Source organism: Streptomyces sp. NPDC051109, from assembly GCF_044455885.1.
Taxonomy (GTDB): domain Bacteria; phylum Actinomycetota; class Actinomycetes; order Streptomycetales; family Streptomycetaceae; genus Streptomyces.
In genome coordinates this window covers 1-16,732 of record NZ_JBITFF010000037.1, presented here as the reverse complement: position 1 = coordinate 16,732, position 16,732 = coordinate 1, and the positions used below count along the sequence as shown (strand labels likewise).

At 70.7% G+C, this 16,732-nt stretch carries 13 protein-coding genes and 2 pseudogenes; 6 read left to right on the top strand and 9 right to left on the bottom strand.

Features of this window, described 5'->3' with window-relative positions; translation table 11 throughout:
- Positions 1-194: 194 nt before the first annotated feature.
- Positions 195-1,862, top strand: coding sequence for a M4 family metallopeptidase (locus tag ACIBAD_RS35680; RefSeq protein ID WP_398911094.1), 1,668 nt, complete (start codon positions 195-197; stop codon positions 1,860-1,862).
- 348 nt (positions 1,863-2,210) lie between these two features.
- On the opposite strand, the gene ACIBAD_RS35675 is transcribed toward ACIBAD_RS35680, so the two are convergent.
- The 8 genes from ACIBAD_RS35675 to ACIBAD_RS35640 all read right to left on the bottom strand — a co-directional run bounded on the left by ACIBAD_RS35675 (position 2,211) and on the right by ACIBAD_RS35640 (position 11,176).
- The gene (locus ACIBAD_RS35675) at positions 2,211-3,632 is read right to left on the bottom strand and encodes an MFS transporter (protein ID WP_398911092.1); all 1,422 of its coding nucleotides are present in this window, start codon (positions 3,630-3,632) and stop codon (positions 2,211-2,213) included.
- Positions 3,633-4,353: 721 nt separating this feature from the next.
- Complete coding sequence (locus ACIBAD_RS35670) at positions 4,354-5,934, bottom strand: FG-GAP-like repeat-containing protein (protein WP_398911090.1); 1,581 nt, start codon at positions 5,932-5,934, stop codon at positions 4,354-4,356.
- Between the two features lie 144 nt (positions 5,935-6,078).
- Positions 6,079-7,503, bottom strand: a complete 1,425-nt coding sequence (locus ACIBAD_RS35665) for a cellulase family glycosylhydrolase (RefSeq protein ID WP_398911088.1) — start codon at positions 7,501-7,503, stop codon at positions 6,079-6,081.
- A 772-nt stretch (positions 7,504-8,275) separates the two neighbouring features.
- Complete coding sequence (locus ACIBAD_RS35660; protein WP_134068676.1) at positions 8,276-8,734, bottom strand: hypothetical protein; 459 nt, start codon at positions 8,732-8,734, stop codon at positions 8,276-8,278.
- Entirely contained in the window at positions 8,731-9,243 is a 513-nt protein-coding gene (locus ACIBAD_RS35655) for an RNA polymerase sigma factor (RefSeq protein ID WP_398911086.1), read from the bottom strand. The genes ACIBAD_RS35660 and ACIBAD_RS35655 overlap by 4 nt, the downstream gene beginning before the upstream one ends.
- Positions 9,240-9,698, bottom strand: coding sequence for a DUF3995 domain-containing protein (locus ACIBAD_RS35650; RefSeq protein WP_398911084.1), 459 nt, complete (start codon positions 9,696-9,698; stop codon positions 9,240-9,242). The genes ACIBAD_RS35655 and ACIBAD_RS35650 overlap by 4 nt, the downstream gene beginning before the upstream one ends.
- 434 nt (positions 9,699-10,132) lie before the next feature.
- Positions 10,133-10,588, bottom strand: coding sequence for a VOC family protein (locus tag ACIBAD_RS35645; RefSeq protein WP_398911081.1), 456 nt, complete (start codon positions 10,586-10,588; stop codon positions 10,133-10,135).
- 36 nt (positions 10,589-10,624) lie between these two features.
- Positions 10,625-11,176, bottom strand: a complete 552-nt coding sequence (locus tag ACIBAD_RS35640; protein WP_134068672.1) for a hypothetical protein — start codon at positions 11,174-11,176, stop codon at positions 10,625-10,627.
- A gap of 304 nt (positions 11,177-11,480) precedes the next feature.
- Here ACIBAD_RS35640 and ACIBAD_RS35635 point away from each other — a divergent pair.
- A pseudogene (locus tag ACIBAD_RS35635) lies at positions 11,481-11,579 on the top strand (MerR family transcriptional regulator); the annotation flags it as partial.
- A gap of 555 nt (positions 11,580-12,134) precedes the next feature.
- Positions 12,135-12,467, top strand: coding sequence for a hypothetical protein (locus ACIBAD_RS35630; protein WP_398911079.1), 333 nt, complete (start codon positions 12,135-12,137; stop codon positions 12,465-12,467).
- On the opposite strand, the gene ACIBAD_RS35625 is transcribed toward ACIBAD_RS35630, so the two are convergent.
- Positions 12,461-13,378, bottom strand: a complete 918-nt coding sequence (locus tag ACIBAD_RS35625; protein WP_398911077.1) for a LysR substrate-binding domain-containing protein — start codon at positions 13,376-13,378, stop codon at positions 12,461-12,463. The genes ACIBAD_RS35630 and ACIBAD_RS35625 overlap by 7 nt on opposite strands.
- Positions 13,379-13,459: 81 nt before the next feature.
- Here ACIBAD_RS35625 and ACIBAD_RS35620 point away from each other — a divergent pair.
- The 3 genes and pseudogenes from ACIBAD_RS35620 to ACIBAD_RS35610 all read left to right on the top strand — a co-directional run bounded on the left by ACIBAD_RS35620 (position 13,460) and on the right by ACIBAD_RS35610 (position 15,971).
- A pseudogene (locus ACIBAD_RS35620) lies at positions 13,460-13,932 on the top strand (cupin domain-containing protein).
- 194 nt (positions 13,933-14,126) lie between these two features.
- Positions 14,127-14,486, top strand: a complete 360-nt coding sequence (locus tag ACIBAD_RS35615; RefSeq protein ID WP_398911075.1) for a DoxX family protein — start codon at positions 14,127-14,129, stop codon at positions 14,484-14,486.
- Between the two features lie 351 nt (positions 14,487-14,837).
- Entirely contained in the window at positions 14,838-15,971 is a 1,134-nt protein-coding gene (locus ACIBAD_RS35610) for an FAD-dependent oxidoreductase (RefSeq protein WP_398911073.1), read from the top strand.
- Positions 15,972-16,732 lie beyond the last annotated feature (761 nt).

Genomic DNA, 16,732 nt, shown 5'->3' with positions numbered 1-16,732 from the left:
GTCGGCATGTATCGGCGTCTTGTCCTTCCCGTGAAGAGGCGGGCGGCGAATCCGACATGAGCGGCCGAACCACCATTTGCGCCCCGTGACATGCTCACGGCGTCCTGAGAGTCTCCCTGCTCATCAAGGCTTTCCTCCTTGCAGAGGTGGGCGGCGATCCCGCCCAACTCCCCACGACTCTCTGGAGAAAACGCATGCTTTCGCTTTCCCCCACCGGCGGTACGGCGCGTCGTCTCGCCCTCGTGGCCGGCGCCGCCGTCCTCACCGGCACCCTGCTCGCCGCCGGCGCCTCCGCCGCGTCAGCGGGTGCCGTTCAGGAGCACGGCGACAACAACTCCCCTGCGGCCACCGCTGTTTCGCTCAGCCTCGGTGCCGAGGAGCAGTTGGTCGTCAAGGACGTCATCAAGGACGCCGACGGCACTGTCCACACCCGCTACGAGCGCACCTACGCCGGTCTTCCGGTGCTCGGCGGCGACCTCGTCGTCCACCGTGCCGCCGACGGCGCCGTCAAAGCCGTCACCAAGGCCACTGAGGCCGACATCAAGGTCGCCTCGCTCAACCCGAAGTTGAACCCGACCGCCGCCACTTCCGCTGCGGTCCAGGCTGCCGAGGCCGCGAACACCACCGGCGCCGCCACCGGCGATGCCCCTCGCAAGGTCATCTGGGCCGCCGACGGCAAGCCCGTACTCGCCTACGAGACCTTCGTCACCGGCATCCAGCGCGACGGAGTCACCCCGAGCCGACTGCGCGTCGTCACCGACGCCAACACCGGCCAGAAGCTGTACGAGGCCCAGCTGATCACCGACATAGCCGACGGCATCACCGCCAAGAGCGGTTCCGGGGCCGCCCAGCCGAGCGGCGCCTCGGCCGCAGCGGCCGGTACCGGCGTCAGCCAGTACAGCGGCACCGTCAGCCTCAACACCACCACGTCGTCGAAGGGATACAACCTCGTCGACAGCGTGCGCGGCGGATCCAGCACCGTCGACCTCAAGCACCGTACGGGCGGCACGGGCACCGTCTTCTCCGACGCGGACAACGCGTGGGGCAACGGCAGCCCCGCCAACAACCAGACCGCCGCCGTGGACGCAGCCTACGGTGCCGCCCAGACCTGGGACTTCTACAAGAACGTCCTGCACCGCAACGGCATCAAGAACGACGGGCGGGCTCCGGTTTCCCGTGTCCACTACGGCAACGCCTACCAGAACGCCTTCTGGGACGACCAGTCCTTCACCATCACCTATGGCGACGGCGCGAGCAACCAGCACCCCCTGACCCAGCTCGACGTGGCCGGCCACGAGTTCAGCCACGGAGTCACCTCCGCCACCGCGAACCTGCAGTACTCCGGCGAGTCCGGCGGCCTGAACGAAGCCACCTCGGACATCTTCGGCACCGCGGTGGAGTGGAACGCGAACAACGCCCAGGACCGGGGCGACTACCTGCTCGGCGAGAAGATCGACATCTTCGGCAACGGCAAGCCCCTGCGCTACCAGGACCAGCCGAGCAAGGACGGCCGCGGTTCGGCCGACTATTGGAGCGCCGGCGTCGGCAACCTCGACGTGCACTACTCCTCCGGCGTGGCCAACCACTTCTTCTACCTGCTGTCCGAGGGCAGCGGCGCGAAGGACGTCAACGGCGTGCACTACGACAGCCCGACGGTGGACGGTTCCACTGTCACCGGCATCGGCCGCGAAAAGGCGGTCCAGATCTGGTACAAGGCGCTGACCGCGTACTTCACGTCCACCACCGACTACCACGGCGCCCGCGAAGGCACTTTGAAGGCGGCCGCCGACCTCTACGGCGCGAACAGTGCCGAGGTCAAGGCAGTGAGCGCCGCCTGGGCAGGTGTGAACGTCAAGCCCTGACCCTGACCCCGACCCTGAACCACGCGGCGCCGCCCGGGTTGCACACCGGTGCGGCGCCGCGTGCTTCCGCCACGAGCCCAGATCGCCTGTCGCCGCTATCGAACCGGGCCACGCTCATCGACCAGTACGGTCGGCTCCGAGAGGAACACGTCCGAGTCGACGGGCCCATGGGCGACGTTTTTTCGCTCTCGTGCGGCTCGAAGCCATCGCGCTCGGACATCTGGATGACCTGGGCGAAGGCCGGCCGCACCGGCGACACCGCGAAGCCCGTGGGTGTCGCGTTCCTCAAGGCGGCAGCGTCGCCGCCTCTGGAGTGCTTCGAAGACTACGGCGCTCTCGCCTCGGACATCATCCCGGCTTCGACACGGCAGCGTGCTCTCGCGACGCCGTCGCGGCGCAACGCCGTGGTTCATGGGCGAGCACGCCGGCAGGCCGGGCAGAGGACCGGTCCGGTACGGAGTCGGACAGGGGGTCCTCCTCAGTGCTCCGGCGCGGAACGAAGAGGGTCACCAGTGCGCCGAGGACGGCGACGCCGGCGAAGGCGTAGAACGCGTGGTGCGGCGAGATCCCGGCGCTGATGAGGACTCCGCCGACGAGGGGCCCGCCGATGCCGCCGAGCCGGCCGAACCCGGCACACCAGGCGACTCCGGCAGCGCGGGCCCGGGTGTCGTAGTAGTTCGCCACGAAGCCGTACACCAGGACCTGGGTGCCGATCGTGCCGATTCCGGCCACCGCGACCAGAGCCAGCAGGGCACCGAGAGGCAGCCCCAGGGTGAGAAGCATCAGGGAGACGGCGGCCAGCACGAACGTCGACGTGATCACGCGCTGCGGGCCCGTCCGGTCGGCGGCCCGGGAAGCCAGTACGCCACCGAGGATCGCCCCGCCGTTGAGGGCGAGCAGGAAGACCAGTGCGTAGGACTTGCCGAAGCCGCTCTGCCCCATGATTTCGGGCAGCCACGTGTTCAGGGCGTAGGTGAGCAGAAGACCGGAGCAGCTCATCAGGCCGAGCAGCACCGTGGGCAGGGCGTATCGGCGGCTCGCCAAGGCTGCGTAGCCGACCTTCTTGCCTTCGGCCGCCCTCGTCGGCTCGCTCAGGCTGACTCCGGTGCGCTCGGCGAGCAACTGGGCCCGCTCGGTGTGCCCGCGCGCCAGCAGCCACTTCGGCGACTCGGGCAGGCGCAGCAGTGTGGCCGGCAGGAGGACCACGAGGGGGGCCGCACCGAAGAGGAACAGGGTGCGCCAGCTGTCCCCGCCGGACGTGAGGAGGGCCATGACCGCGGCGAGGACACCGCCGACGGGGACCCCGCTGTAGACGATCGCGTTGTAGACGTTCCGGCGTTGCGGCGGTGCGAACTCTGCGACCATCGCGGCGGCGGTGGCTACCAGGGCGCCGACCCCGATGCCGGTGAAGAAGCGCAGGAGACCGAACACGGTGATGCTCGTGGCGAATGCGCTCAGCCCCATGGCGACGGAGAACCAGACGATCCCCGCGATCATGATGCGACGCCGTCCGACGTGGTCGCCGATCGCCCCGGTGATCAGGGCGCCGACCATGACTCCCATGAGCGCATACGAGCCGAGCGCGCCGGCCTGGGCGACGGAGAGGTGGCCGATCTGGCTCGGGTCGCGCAGGAATTGGGGCACCACGGTCCCGTAGACGACCAGGTCGTAGCCGTCGAAGACCAGCGTGATGGTCGTGATGGCGACGATCCAGCGCAGCGTCGTGCGGTGCTGCCGTCTGGTCCTTACGTGCTGTGAGGTCTTGTTCATCGGGGAGCCCCAGTTGTGTGAGCGTACGGGTTTGCCCCCGCCGTCCCGGCTGACGGGCGGGAGGGAGCCGGACCGGCGGTATGCGGGATCGGGTCGTGGAGGGCACCAGCCTTTGGCCGGCCGGGGTTTCCACAGGCGAAGGGCAGGACCGGGCCGGTAGGACGGGAGCCGAACACGTACGAGCAGGGTTCGTGGGTTCCGGGGACGACGACGTTGACGCACCGCCCCGGTAGGCGGAGGCGTCTGATGGCGGTAGTGGAGGGTGAACCAGTTGAACGTACGTCCCAAACATCGCCGTTGGGGCCGGTGAGCTCGACATTGGTCAAGTCGTGCCCGGTCCGCGGGTCGGACGGGCTCGCAGCCGTCATGCGGCCGACAACCGCCGCACCGTCGTCTTCTGCAGGCCGGAATCGCTTTGGGGGACGGTGGGCGATCCACGAGCACCCATCGGGGCTACGTCGCTGGGGGGCACCCCGGCCATCAAGGCCTGCCGGCCTTGCGCCGGGGAGGCCAGGCCGGACCTGAGCCGCTCTCGCAGCACGGCGCCGTGATCGACGGAGCGCTCCGTCACCCTTACGTCCTGGGGCTCACGAGGGGCCAGGACATCGCCCGGCTTGACCGGAACGCCCCGCGGACGCCGTCGGCTGGTGGGCCGGCGGCGTCCGCAGGGATCGATCGCCACGCCCGGCCCCGAGCTCGGAGCAGGGTCGAGCGAGGTCGGTCAGCTGCCGCCGACGACCTGGCCGATACCGGTCCAGCCGTTCGGGCCGGACGGGTCGCCGCCGTTCCACAGCCAGACGGAGGCGCCGTCGTCGGGTCCGGCCAGGAGGTAGTCGGCGTGGGTGTCGCCGTTGAAGTCGGCGAAATGGACCCTGCTGTGGTCGGTGGTGACACCGGTGGCGATCTCGCCGGCCCACTCCCAGCCAGCGGGGCCGGCCACGTCGCCGCCCCGGTTGCGGTAGAGGTCGACTCCACCGCCGGGCTTGATGAAGTGGTAGTCGGCCCTGTTGTCGCCGTCGTTGTCCGCGAAGCGCACCCGGTTGCGGTCGTTGACCGCGGTGGTGACGCGTCCTATGTGCTGCCATCCCCGGGTGCCCGAGGTGTCGCCGCCCTTGTTGAGGTACACGTCGAGGTTGTTGGAGTCGTTGAACAGCAGGTAGTCGGTACGGCCGTCGCCGTCCCAGTCGGCGAAGCGGACCTTGGTGAGGTCCTGGGTCAAGCCGGTGGCGACCCGGCCGATCTCCTGCCAGCCGGCCTGGCCGACCTTGTCGCCGCCCTTGTTGATCCAGGCGTTGACCGAACCGTCGGCGTTGACGACGAGGTAGTCGAAGCGGCCGTCGCCATCGAAGTCGGCCAGCCGTACGCGCCGGCGTTCGGTGGTGGTGCCCCAGGCGACCTGGCCCAGGTCCTGCCAGCCGGCGCCACCGGGAGTGCTGCCGCCCCGGTTGAGACGGACGGACACCCTGCCGTCGTCCGCGATGGTCACGTGGTCAGGCCGGCCGTCGCCGTCGAAGTCCGCCCACCGCACGCGCCCGTCCGCTCCCGACTCGTTCCCGGCGCGCGCGACGTACGGCCGGGTCGTCCATCCGCCCGCCACGGCCTCGTCGATCGCCGGCCGGTACGCGGCGGCCATCTTGCGGTACCCGGAGTCGGAAGGGTGCAACTGGTCGGGCAGTTCGGCCGGGATGTCCATCCGGGGAGGAGGCACATAGCGGAACCGCTGCCCGGCCGCCTGCCGAGGCGCCTCCTCGGCCTGGACGACGGCGTTGAAAGCCGACGTCTGCTGCTCCCACCCCGGTGTGTCGGTCAGGAGTCCCTGGACGATGACCGTGACATAGGGGTTGTTGGCACGCATCCGGTCGACGAGGCCGAGCAGCTGATGCGCGGTGTCCACCGGGTCGGCCTGGTGGTGGCGGATGTCGTTGATGCCCAGATGGATCAGCACCACGTCCGGGCTGGCACCCGCCTGCCACCGGTCGATACCGGACCGGATCCCCGCGACGGTATATCCGCTGTGCCCCTCGTGGTCCGCGTCCCCGGCCCCGCCGGAGGTTCCCGAGCCCACGAAGTCCGGGACGTACCGGGTCTGCTGGGTCAGCAGGTTCCAGAGGGGGCCTCGGTACCCGGAGCCGTCGGAGCTGCCCGCGCCGAAAGTGATGGAGTCGCCGAGCGGCATGATCCTCACCGCTTGCGGACCGGCTGCCGGCTCTGCGCCGGGCGCGGCGCTGGCGGGGGCCGGTCCGCACAGAAGCGTGGCGGCGGCTGTGGCCGCACACAGGAGGTAGGCGGAACGTTTGTTCATCAGGGTTGCCTTGTCTCAGGGATGGCGCCGGCCCGCTGCGGCCACAGGAACCCGGAGGAACCGATGGCGGCAGCGGGCCTGTGCATTTGTTCGAAAGCCATTGTGCGCCACTGACTGCAAGGCTCTGCTCGACAACAGGACCGACTACCTGGGGCTGATCGTGACCTTGTAGGTGGTTCCGGCCCTGCCGTGTGTGCTCACGGAGACGGTCTGGGCATGGCGGTCCCAACTCGCCCGGTTGCCTTGGACATCGACGCGGTAGCCGCCTGGATACGTGTCTGTGGGGACGGTGATCTGGGTGGGCCCTTCGGCGTTGTCGCGCGTGCGGAAGGTGAGCGTGTAGGTACGGGTGGCCGGGTCGTACGCGAACGTCAACGGGTCGCCCGCCACGGCCCGCGCGTACGGTTGGACGAGCAGCTGGGCGTTGGGTTTCGCGGCGCCCGTCTGGTCGAGGAAGCAGTAGCCGCCGCCCCGGCACCACTGCCACCACGTCCAGCCGCTGGAGAAGCGGTCCAGGGAGGCGGTCATGTCGGTGACGAACTGGCTCGCGTGCGGAACGTAGGGGTTGCCGCCCCACTCCCCGACGATCACCGGCATGCGGTTGCGGGCCGGGTAGTCGCTGATCGCGGCCTCGTAGGCGGGGATGAACGTGCCGTCGGGGTCGTAGTCGGCGCCGGTTTCCATCGCCGTCTCGTAGAAGTGCGGCGCGTAGCCGGCGTGCGGGTCGTCGATGTGGCCCATCCGGGTGGGGACGCCGAGGCCGACGATGACGGTGGGTTCGACGAATACCCACGACTTGCCGTCGACCAGGCGGATCGCCTGGGCAAGGCGGTTCCACAGTTCGGTGAGCTCGGTGGCCTCGAAGCGGGCCGCGGCGGCGGGGAGGTCTTCGCCTTCGAGGAACTTCGCGAACGGCTCGTTCATCAGGTCGTAGCCGAGCAGCGCCGGGTGCCTGCCCAGGGCGGCGGCGACCGTCATCCACATGCGGGCGTGCGCGGCGCGGAGGTCGGCGTCCTTGTACAGGTGGTCGAACGCCGTCTGCACGGAGGGCTCGAAGTACTCGGAGAACCAGTCGTCGGGTATCGGTGTGAAAGGCAACCCCTCGTCGCGGGTGGCCCAGTCGGGGACGCCGCGAGAGCCGAAGCGGGGCCCGTACACGTCCTGGTGGGCATCCAGGATGACCTTGATGTGGTAGCGGTCGGCCCAGTCGAGGATGCGTCGCATCTTGGTGAGGTAGCCGCGGTCGTAGTGCCCGGGTCTGGGTTCGAGGTCGTCCCAGAAGAAGGCGAGGCGCGCAAGGTTGAAGCCCCGGGCGGCCATGCCATCGAGGTCGCTCTCGTGGATGTCGGCGAACGCGTCGGTGCCTCGGCTGTTCTTGTCGGCGAGGTTGAAGCCGCGCCACTGGAGCGCGCGGCCTTGACCGTCGGCGATGAACGTGCGGTCACCGACCGTGACGCGGTCGGGGGCGCGGCCCGGCCGGGCCTGAGCCTGTGCGGGGAGGACGCCGAGCAGGAGGGCGGCCACGGCCAAGGCGAGGGCGACGGGGGCGACGCGGGAGGTCAAGCGCATGCAGGAGACCCCTTCGAGGGCGGCTGGTCGGGCAGCGGGCTACTGGCCGGTCGGGATGTTACTGGCGAGTGGGTCAACTTCCCAGAAGAAGCGGGTAGTTGATGACGCCTCCTGCGGGCGGAGCGGGCAGTTCCGGGTGAGCACCCGGCGGAGCGGGGTCCGCGGTACGGCTGCGGTCCCTTCCGGGACGGTTCATGGCCGCCAGCCCCGCGCGCCCCGCGCGCCCCGCGCGCCCCGCGCGCCCCGCGCGCCCCGCGCGCCCCGCCCGCCCCGCGCGCTCGACCGTCGGGGTGTTGATCCGGTACGGCGGCCACGAAGCCCCATCCCGCGGTCGACCACCCCATCGAGGCGCCGGACCGGAGCACCGTCTACGACAGCTCGGAGATGCTGCGCCAAGTGTTCATGCGCGCACGCTCCGCCCCGCGCACGCTTCGCCCCGCACCTCGAAGACCGGCACCGCGTGCGACCGCTCGCCGACCGAAGGAGTGCCTGATGCGGCCACACGTCCTGATCCACGACCGCTTCACCGCGCGCCCCGGGCCCGGTGTACACCCTCCCTGCCCCGGGCCTGCCTCCTCCTTACGGGTCGGAGGAGCTCGCCGGACCAGCGGGAACGGCCCCGGTGTCCCGTGCCTGAGCCGCTCACCACCAGCCGCCTGCCGGCCGACGCCAAGCAGCACGAGCGGTCCGGCAGCAGCGGCTCGATGCGCGCCCACTGGGCGTCAGCCGGCGACACGCGTCAACCTGCGGTCCGCTGATCTGGAGGAACGGCCTAACCCTCCGGCGGGCCCGTGACCAGGGCCTCCAGGCGGGCCGCCGCGCGCTCCAGTTCGCGGCGGGCGCCCAGCGGGACGATCGCCGCGCGGGCCGGGATCCGTACGCCGCCCGTCAGGGCCACGCGGGTGCCGCCGCCCGGTTCCGGAGCGGCCGCCATGCCGATGATCAGGAACCGGCTCTGGAGCCAGCACCAGCCCGGCCGCAGGTGTCCGCGCAGCCGGGCGCGGAAGCCGTGGCGGCTGCGGGCCAGGGCCTCGACGCGGTCGCCGCCGACCCGGACCACGCGCACGCGGCGCATGTCCGGCTGGAAGTCGCCGAAGCCCCCCTCCAGGTCGCCCATCACCGCCCACACTGCCTCCACGGGGGCCGGCAGGACCCGCTCGACGACCCGGGCGCCCGGGACGGCGGCGGCCATGATGCGCAGCCGAGTGACCGCGTCCACTGCGTACGTCATGCCGACCACGCCTTCCGGAAACTCGAACGGGCCCGGCTGAGCCGGGATTTGGCGGTGCCGGGCGGGATGGCGAGGAGGGCCGCCGCGGCTTCCTCGTCCAAGCCCTCCACGTCCCGCAGCACCAGGACGGCCCGGTGGTCGGGGGAGAGGCGGGCCAGGACGTCGGCGATGTCGGCCGCCAGCTGCGGGTCCCCGCGCTGGGATACGTCGGCCAGTTCGGCGGCGGGCCGCGCCCGGGCCGCCCGCCGGGCGACGCGGACGGCCTCGCGGACGGCGATCGCGCGCACCCATCCGTACAGGGCCTGGGGATCCTTGAGGGTGCGCAGGGAGGTGAACACGGCGACGAGGGCCTCCTGCGTGGCGTCGGGGCCGTCCGCCAGGGCGATCGGCTCGCAGATCCGGGCCACGTACGGGGTGAGATGGTCGAGCAGATCGTGCAGCGCGAGGGTGTTCCCGGCGCGGGCGGCCCGCGCCAGGGCCACGCCCCGCTCACGGCGTTGGGTGCTCACGCAGCGACCCTCTCAGGCCGCGGGCCGCGCAGGACGCGCAGGGCCGCCCCGCCGAAGCCCACGCACAGCGGCGTGTACAGGAGCAGGTTCAGCTGGTGGAATCCCGGCCCCGCTTCCCTGATGCCCGCGTCCAGGCCGAGGGCCCAGCCGGCACCGGCGAGGGCCCGTACGCCCAGACCGGCGGTGACGGCTCCGGTGATCAGGGCGGCCGGGCGTCCGCCCCGGCCGTGCGCGCGGGCCGCCACCGCCGCCGAGGCGACGGTGAGGGCGGCGGCCAGGGGCAGGACGACGGGCGGGGTGAAAGGCACTTCGGCGCCGAGGACGGCAAGGGACAGGGTGCGGGCGTCGGCGGCGGGCCAGGTCGCGCCCGTGGCCCAGTACAGGTGGGCGAGGGCGTCGGCGGCGAGGAGGGCGGCGAGTGCCTGCCCGGCGCGGCGCGTGGTGAGGACGGCCATGGGATGCTCCCCGGGGTGTGGGTGGCGGAAGGAACCGGCACCCCGAGGAGGCGACGTGAGCCGGGAACGTTCCTGTGGGACGCGTCACACAGGGGGCGGGACCGCCAGCAGGTGGTCAACGGCCCCGGACCCGGCCCGCGCGGTGGTTGCGGACAAGGGCTACTCGGCGCTGAAGATCCGCTCCTCCCTGCACAGACGTGGCATCGCGGCCACGATCCCCGTGCGGATCGACCAGATCAACGTCTCAAAAAGAAGAAAGCCCTCGCCATCCGCTACCACAAACGCGCGCTTCCCTGCCCAGCTCCGGTCACCATCGCCTGCCCACGGCTTTGCTCCCATGACTTTGCCTGCCGATCAGGCCGGGCTCGCGGCGTCCGCCACACGCGCGCCCGCCGCGTTCTCGTCACTCGCCGCCAGCACCGTCGCAACGGCCCTCAGACGACGTCGAATTCGTTGCCCTCAGGGTCCTGCAGGGCGGCGGCGTAGAACCCCGAGTCCGGCTCGTCCTTGATCCGCAGCACGGTGGCACCGGCTTCGACCAGCCGTTCCACCGTAGCCTTGACACGCTCTGCGCGTACGCCCAGTGGGACGTCACGGCCCCCACCGACCTTCAGATCGAAGTGCCACCGGTTCTTGGCGACCTTCGGCTCCGGAACCTGCTGGAACCACACCCTCGGTCCACGTCCCGCGGGATCGATGATCGACTCCGGCACATCCCCGGCACCGGCCGGCAGTTCTGCCTCGGGTACCCCCACCGCCGCCCAGTAGGAACGCCACGTGGGGTGTCCGCCCGGCGGAGGCTCAGGCACGTAGCCCAGAGCCTCCGCCCAGAAGGTCACCATCCTCTGCGGATCGGAGCAGTCGATCGTCAGCTGCACTGTCATCTCCATGCTCGGAGCATCCCAGGCAGGTCTGACAGACACCCCTTAGTCCCAACACGGTATGGGCGAGCCGTCCTTCTCTGCTCCGACCAGTATCTCGACTCCGGTTCCGGCCCCGAAGTCGGCCGCGGGGAGGTATTTGTCCCCGGTCGGGAAGGTCACCGTCAGCGTCATCGCGCTGCCGTCGCCGCCTTTGCTGAAGCAGAGGCCTCCGACGTCCGCGGGAGCGCGCTGCGGCGAGGTGTTCTCCTCGCGCTTCCAGCCATCGGCCGTTGCCGCCCTGGTGTAGTAGTCGAGAATCTCGGTCTTCGGTTCCGGGGCCGAGTACAGTCGCTCGGCCGAGAGCCAGGCGTCGCCGCTGCTGTCGTCGTCGCATGCGGTCTCCACCTCGGTGTGGCCCGCCGGGGGAGTGGCGCGGGGCGGCTTCGCGTCGAGGATCGTCAGGGAAGCCAACTCCCTGAGCCGCGGCTCCGACCTTTCGCACGAGGCGTACGGGTTGACCAGGGAGCAGCCGGCCAGGCCGCCGGCGAGTGCGGTGACGAGTGAGGCCGACAGGACCAAGGCGGTCGAACGGCCGGGCCGGGCAGGCAGGTACACGATGCTCCAATGGTTTCGCGCTGAGCGGTAGGAGCACGGCGCGGCCCCGCCTCCCGAGGGGCCGGGGCCGCGCCCAAGATCGTGTTGGCACCGGCCCCGCGCTGCCCTCCCACCGCATCTCCGCAAAGCATCGCAGCAGCCCCGCCTCGGCCGTCAGCCGGGTCCGTGGACGCGCGATCCCAGGCCCCGCCGCGCCTGCCCCCGTTGGGTCTCCTGGAGGGGAGACGAGGATGGAGGCATGGACAGCGACACGCTCTCTTCCAGCGGGGAACCATCCCCTCGGACCGGACTGACGGTGTAGACGATCCGGTTCTACTCCGACCGGGGCCTCGTTCCGCCGACCGACCGGAGCCCGGCGGGCTGCCGGCTCCACGGCCCCGACGCGCTCGCCCGCCTCGAACTGGCCCGCACATTGCGTGAACCGGGGCTCGAACTGTTCACGGTACGCACGGTGTTGGACCGGGAGGCGTCTTTGCCGGAGGTGACGCAAGCGCACGCCGATGCGTTGGGCGTGCAGATCGGCACGTTGCGCACGCGCCGCGTGTTCCTTCGGGTGGTCGCCGGACGCGGCCGCCCCACCCCTTTGGAGACGGACCGGATGCACCGACTTGCCACGCTTTCCCGGACCGAACGCCACCGCCTCGCGGCCCACTCCATCGACCATGCTTCCGTGGGCCTCCACACGAACACGGAGTTAGTGAGCATGATGCGATCCGCTCTGCCAACAGGTCGACGCCTGGATGGAGCTCGTCGGACTGGGGCAGATCGCGGACTTCGGTGCGGCGATCCGTCGGACGGCCGAGGAGAGCGGTCTGCGCCGCTGGCTCCTCGCGCGCCTGCGAACGGTCGCGGATCCGCTCGTTGGGCACTACTGGCGGCTTCTGGCGACCGTCAACGGAACGCCTGCGTCGTCCACGCTCGCACCCGTTCACCCTTGGTTCTCCAGGGCGGCGACGGCATGAGTACGCGCGACCTGGCATTCGGCTTGTACGCGGACGAGGAGGGGCTGGCCTGGGTCAGAGCCCTCTGCGAGAACGTCGTGGGCTCGCACAGCGCCCGGATCGTCGACACGACCAGGACACCGGTCACCGACGCGGACGACTTCCTGGCACGGCAGTGGGCCGTGGAGCATCCCGGCCGCGCCAGTGGTGCCCGCCAGTCGGTCACGCTGCGGTTGCGCGTGGCGTGCTCCCTGCGGACGCGGAGAGCCCTGCGCAAGGCGGTCATCGCCGCACTCTGCCCGGAGGGAGCGGCCCTCCACACCTGCCGGGTCCCGTGGTCGGCCTACTGAGACGGCCCCGCGGCCGCCCCGGATTCCGGCCCCCGAGTTGCGGCGGCGCCGTTGCCGGTGCTGGGGTGGTACGCGGCTGCCGCGATCTCGATGAACGATCGGATCAACGGGTTGGTGCCTCCTTCGTTGCACACCGCCACCACCGGGCTCGGGGCCATGTCGATCAGCGGTACGACGGTGAACTCCGCAGGCAGGTCGTGTCCGAGCGGGGCGAGTCCGACCGTGCCGTTCCACAGCACGGCCTGCAGGCATTCCTGGACGGCGCGTACCACTGGTCCCTCGCGCGGCCTGCCACCGTTCCAGTACGACTGCCAGACGGGGTCGGTGCCCTGCGGGAACTGGAACCAGCGGCGGTCGCGGAGCTCGGCCAGCCGTAGCCGGGCGCTGCGCGCCAGCGGGTCGTCGGCGCGCAGGACCACGCCGACCGGATCGGTCCGCAGTACACGCACCGTCAGGGCGGTCTCGTCGAACGGCGCCCGGGTGAGGGCGACGTCGACCAGTCCGGCGTGCAGTCCGCACGTCGGGTCGGTCAGGTCGGTGTCGCGGATGTGGATGTCGATGCCGGGATGGTGTCGGCGGTAGGCGGCGGCCAGCCTGGCCACTCCCGGGTCGGTGCCGTCGCCCAGGATGCCGACGGTGACGGTCGCGACGCCGGCTGCTGCGCTCACGCGTACCCGGACGCGGTCGGCGTGGTCGAGCAGGGCGCGCGCCTCGCCGAGCAGCACCGTGCCCACCGGAGTGAGCGTGACGCCGGTGGCCGAGCGGGCGAAGAGCAGAGCCCCCACTTCGGCTTCCAACTGCTTGATCGCCCGGCTCAGCGGCGGCTGACTCATATGCAGTCGGGTGGCGGCCCGGCCGAAGTGGAGTTCCTCGGCGACCGCCACGAAGTAGCGCAAGGTCCGTAGCTCCACGCCGCAACGATACCCATGAGGTATCGGCCCTGCCGAACGGGTCTTGGACAGCGGCGAGGTCCCGGCGGTGCACTGGTGAACATGACCGAAGAGACCAAGGCCAGCGAGCCGCAGGCTGACCCCGCCGTATCGGTGGTGGGCCCCCGAGACGGCGAGACCATCGTTCTGGGGAGGACGGCAGCCACACCGGGCACCGGCTCGCGATCACCGAGTCCGTCCTCGCCCCGCACACGCAGGGCCCGCCGCAGCACCGCCATGGCCGACACGACGAGGGCTTCTACGTCCTCTCCGGCAACGTGCGGTTCACCGTCGGGGACGAGGACTACGAGGCCACCGCCGGAACGCTCGTCATGGTTCCGCCGGGCACCCCGCACACCTTCGCCAACCTGACCGACCAACCCGCCGTCATGCTCAGCACATTCACACCCGACTTGTACGTGCAGTACTTCCGAGACCTTCAGGAGGTGCTCGCCGCCGGCCGGCCGCTGACGCCGCAGGCCAACGTCGACGCGATGAGCCGCTACGCGACACAGCCCGCCACCGACCTCGCCTGAGGCCGACTCGCCTGAGGCCGACCTCGCCTGAGGCCGACCGGACGGAATGGCTCGGCCTGCCTCCTTCGACCTGTGGGGGCCTCCTGCCTTCGGGTCTGAACCCTTCGGACGTCGGACCGGCCTTCTCCAGGGGCATTCCTGACACTCGACGCAATCGACAGGCCCCGGGAACCGGGGCCCCATGAACGGGAACCATGAACATCGCCTATGGGATCGTCGCGGGACTGCTCGCGCTCTTCTACTTCTACGCAGGCACGCTGAAGGTGATCCGCAGCCGCGATCAACTCCGGCCGATGATGGCCTGGGTCGACCGCATACCCCTGCCCGCCCCCAGGGCGCTGGGGGCGGTCGAAATACTCGGTGCCACCGGCCTGGTACTGCCGCCGCTGACCGGCATCGCTCCCTCGCTGGCGGCCGCCGCGGCCATCGGCCTCGTACTCCTGCAGATCGGCGCGATCGCCGTCCACCTCAGCGGCCGAGACCGCCGCATCGCACTCAACACCGGTCTCGCCGCAACCGCGGCCGTGACCATCTGGCTGGCCGTCCGGCTGTGAACCGAGCACGGTCTTCGACAGGGGAGCGGCGGGTGCGGTGCCTGCGGACTGCCGAACCTCGTCTGGCACCAAACCGCCATCCGGCCGCTCCTCCCGTCGGACCGTTCTCGTCCCCAGTGCGGGGGCCGGGCTTCGTCGCCGGCGGGGCGACGCGAGAACGAGAGCACGAGCACGACGGACCCGGAAACCGGGCCGCATCCCACCCCCGGCGGCTGTCGGGACCGACATCCGCTGTCGGTCATCCATCGGCGGCTGCCGGTTCGATGTCGGTGCCTTGTCGGCGAGGTCCGGCAACCTTCCAGAGACGGCCGGCCGGAGCTCACTGGCCGGCCCCGATCCCCAGGAGTCACCATGCACACACCTGTCACGATCATCGGCGCCGGACTCGGCGGACTCATGCTGGCCCGCATCCTTCACGTCCACGGAATCCCGGTCACGGTCTACGAGGCGGAGTCCTCCCCGACGGTGCGCACGCAGGGAGGCCTGCTCGACATCCACGACTACAACGGACAGCTGGCGCTCAAGGCGGCCGGCCTGATGGACGAGTTCCACGCCATTGTCCTGGAGGGCCACCAGGAGATGCGGGTCCTCGACCGGGACGGCACCGTCCTGCTCGACAAGGCCGACGACGGCACGGGCGGACGCCCTGAGGTGTACCGCGGCGAGTTACGACAGATCCTGCTCGACTCGCTCCCGGTTGGCACCGTCCGGTGGGGACACAGGGTCAGCAGCACCCGCACGCTCGGCATGGACCGCCACGAGGTGACCTTTGCCGACGGCGGCACCGTCGTCACCAGCCTGCTGGTCGGCGCGGACGGCGCCTGGTCGCGGGTACGGCCACTGCTCACCACCGCCACGCCCCAGTACACCGGCACGTCGTTCGTCGAGACTTACCTGTTCCACGCCGACACCCGCCACCCGGCCGCCGCGAAAGCAGTCGGTGGTGGGATGCTGATCGCGCCCGCGCCGGGCAGGGAGATCTTCGCTCACCGGGAAAGCGGCGACACGCTGCACACCTACGTGGCGCTGACCAGGCCGCAGGACTGGTTCGCCGCCATCGACTTCACCGATGCCGCCGCGGCCACCGCGCGGATCGCGCGCGAGTTCGACGGCTGGGCACCGGAACTCACCGCCTTGATCACCGACGGCGACACCGCGCCGGTCCTGCGCCCCAACTACGCTCTGCCGACCGGGCACCGGTGGGACCGGGTACCCGGGGTCACCCTGCTCGGCGACGCCGCCCACCTCGCGGCCCCGAACGGCGAAGGCGCCAACCTGGCCATGTACGACGGCGCCGAACTCGGCAAGGCCCTCGCCGCGCACCCCGACGATGTCGAGGCCGCGCTCACGGAGTACGAGCAGGCCATGTTCCCCCGCAGCGCCGAACCCGGCACCTTCGAAGGTGGAGAGGTTCCGGGGATCGACTCCGAACACAACACCGCCCAGGGTCTGATCGACATGATCACCGAGAAGGGCCGCCAATGAGCCGCTGAGGCGCCGGTACGACGCCCTCCGTCCCGGCTCCGGTCAAGCCTGGGCGGAGTGGCCATCCCAGGCCTTCGTCACCGCCGGCTGCCGCTCACGGGGCTCAGCCATCCCAAGTCGCCTCATGTCCCCGGGAGCGACGCAAGCCAGGAGCCCGCCCCCCGTCTCGGCAGTCTGGACGACGCTTGCGGTCTCGGGGCGGTGGCGGACGGAGCTCGGGTGGACTCTCCTTGGGCTTTGGGTGGGGAGCGCCGGCCCGCTCGACGGGCCCGAAGGCCGGGCCCGGGGTGCAGCGTAGGACCCTGGCCCTCAGGGCGAGTTCATCGTCAGATCCGCTCTTCGACCAGCTTGGGTAAGGTGGTGTTTCTGGTTCTTCTGACGGGGGCGGCATGGTCGAGCTGGGTGTGTTCTTCGGTGCGATGGGCGCGGCTGCGCTGTGGATGGTGTGGACTTTGCTGCGCCGAGGGAACCGGCGTACGGAGACCGCAGAGGGTCTGCTGATCGAGCAGGCTCGCAGGGATCAGGCCGTGAATGACCGGTCTAGCTACAGTTCGAACGCCATGCATAACTCCACGACGCACGGAAACGAGTACAGGCCCAGAGGCTGACCCGCACATGGTCTTCCGGTTGGCCGGGACGAACTCCGCCCATGGCCCTTGGTCCGGTTACTGAGCTTGCAGCTGTGGTGTCGTCAGTTTGAGTCTGGTCTCGGTGAGGCATCCGTCGATGACGTCGCTGCGGTATTGGATCTGGCGGAGGCC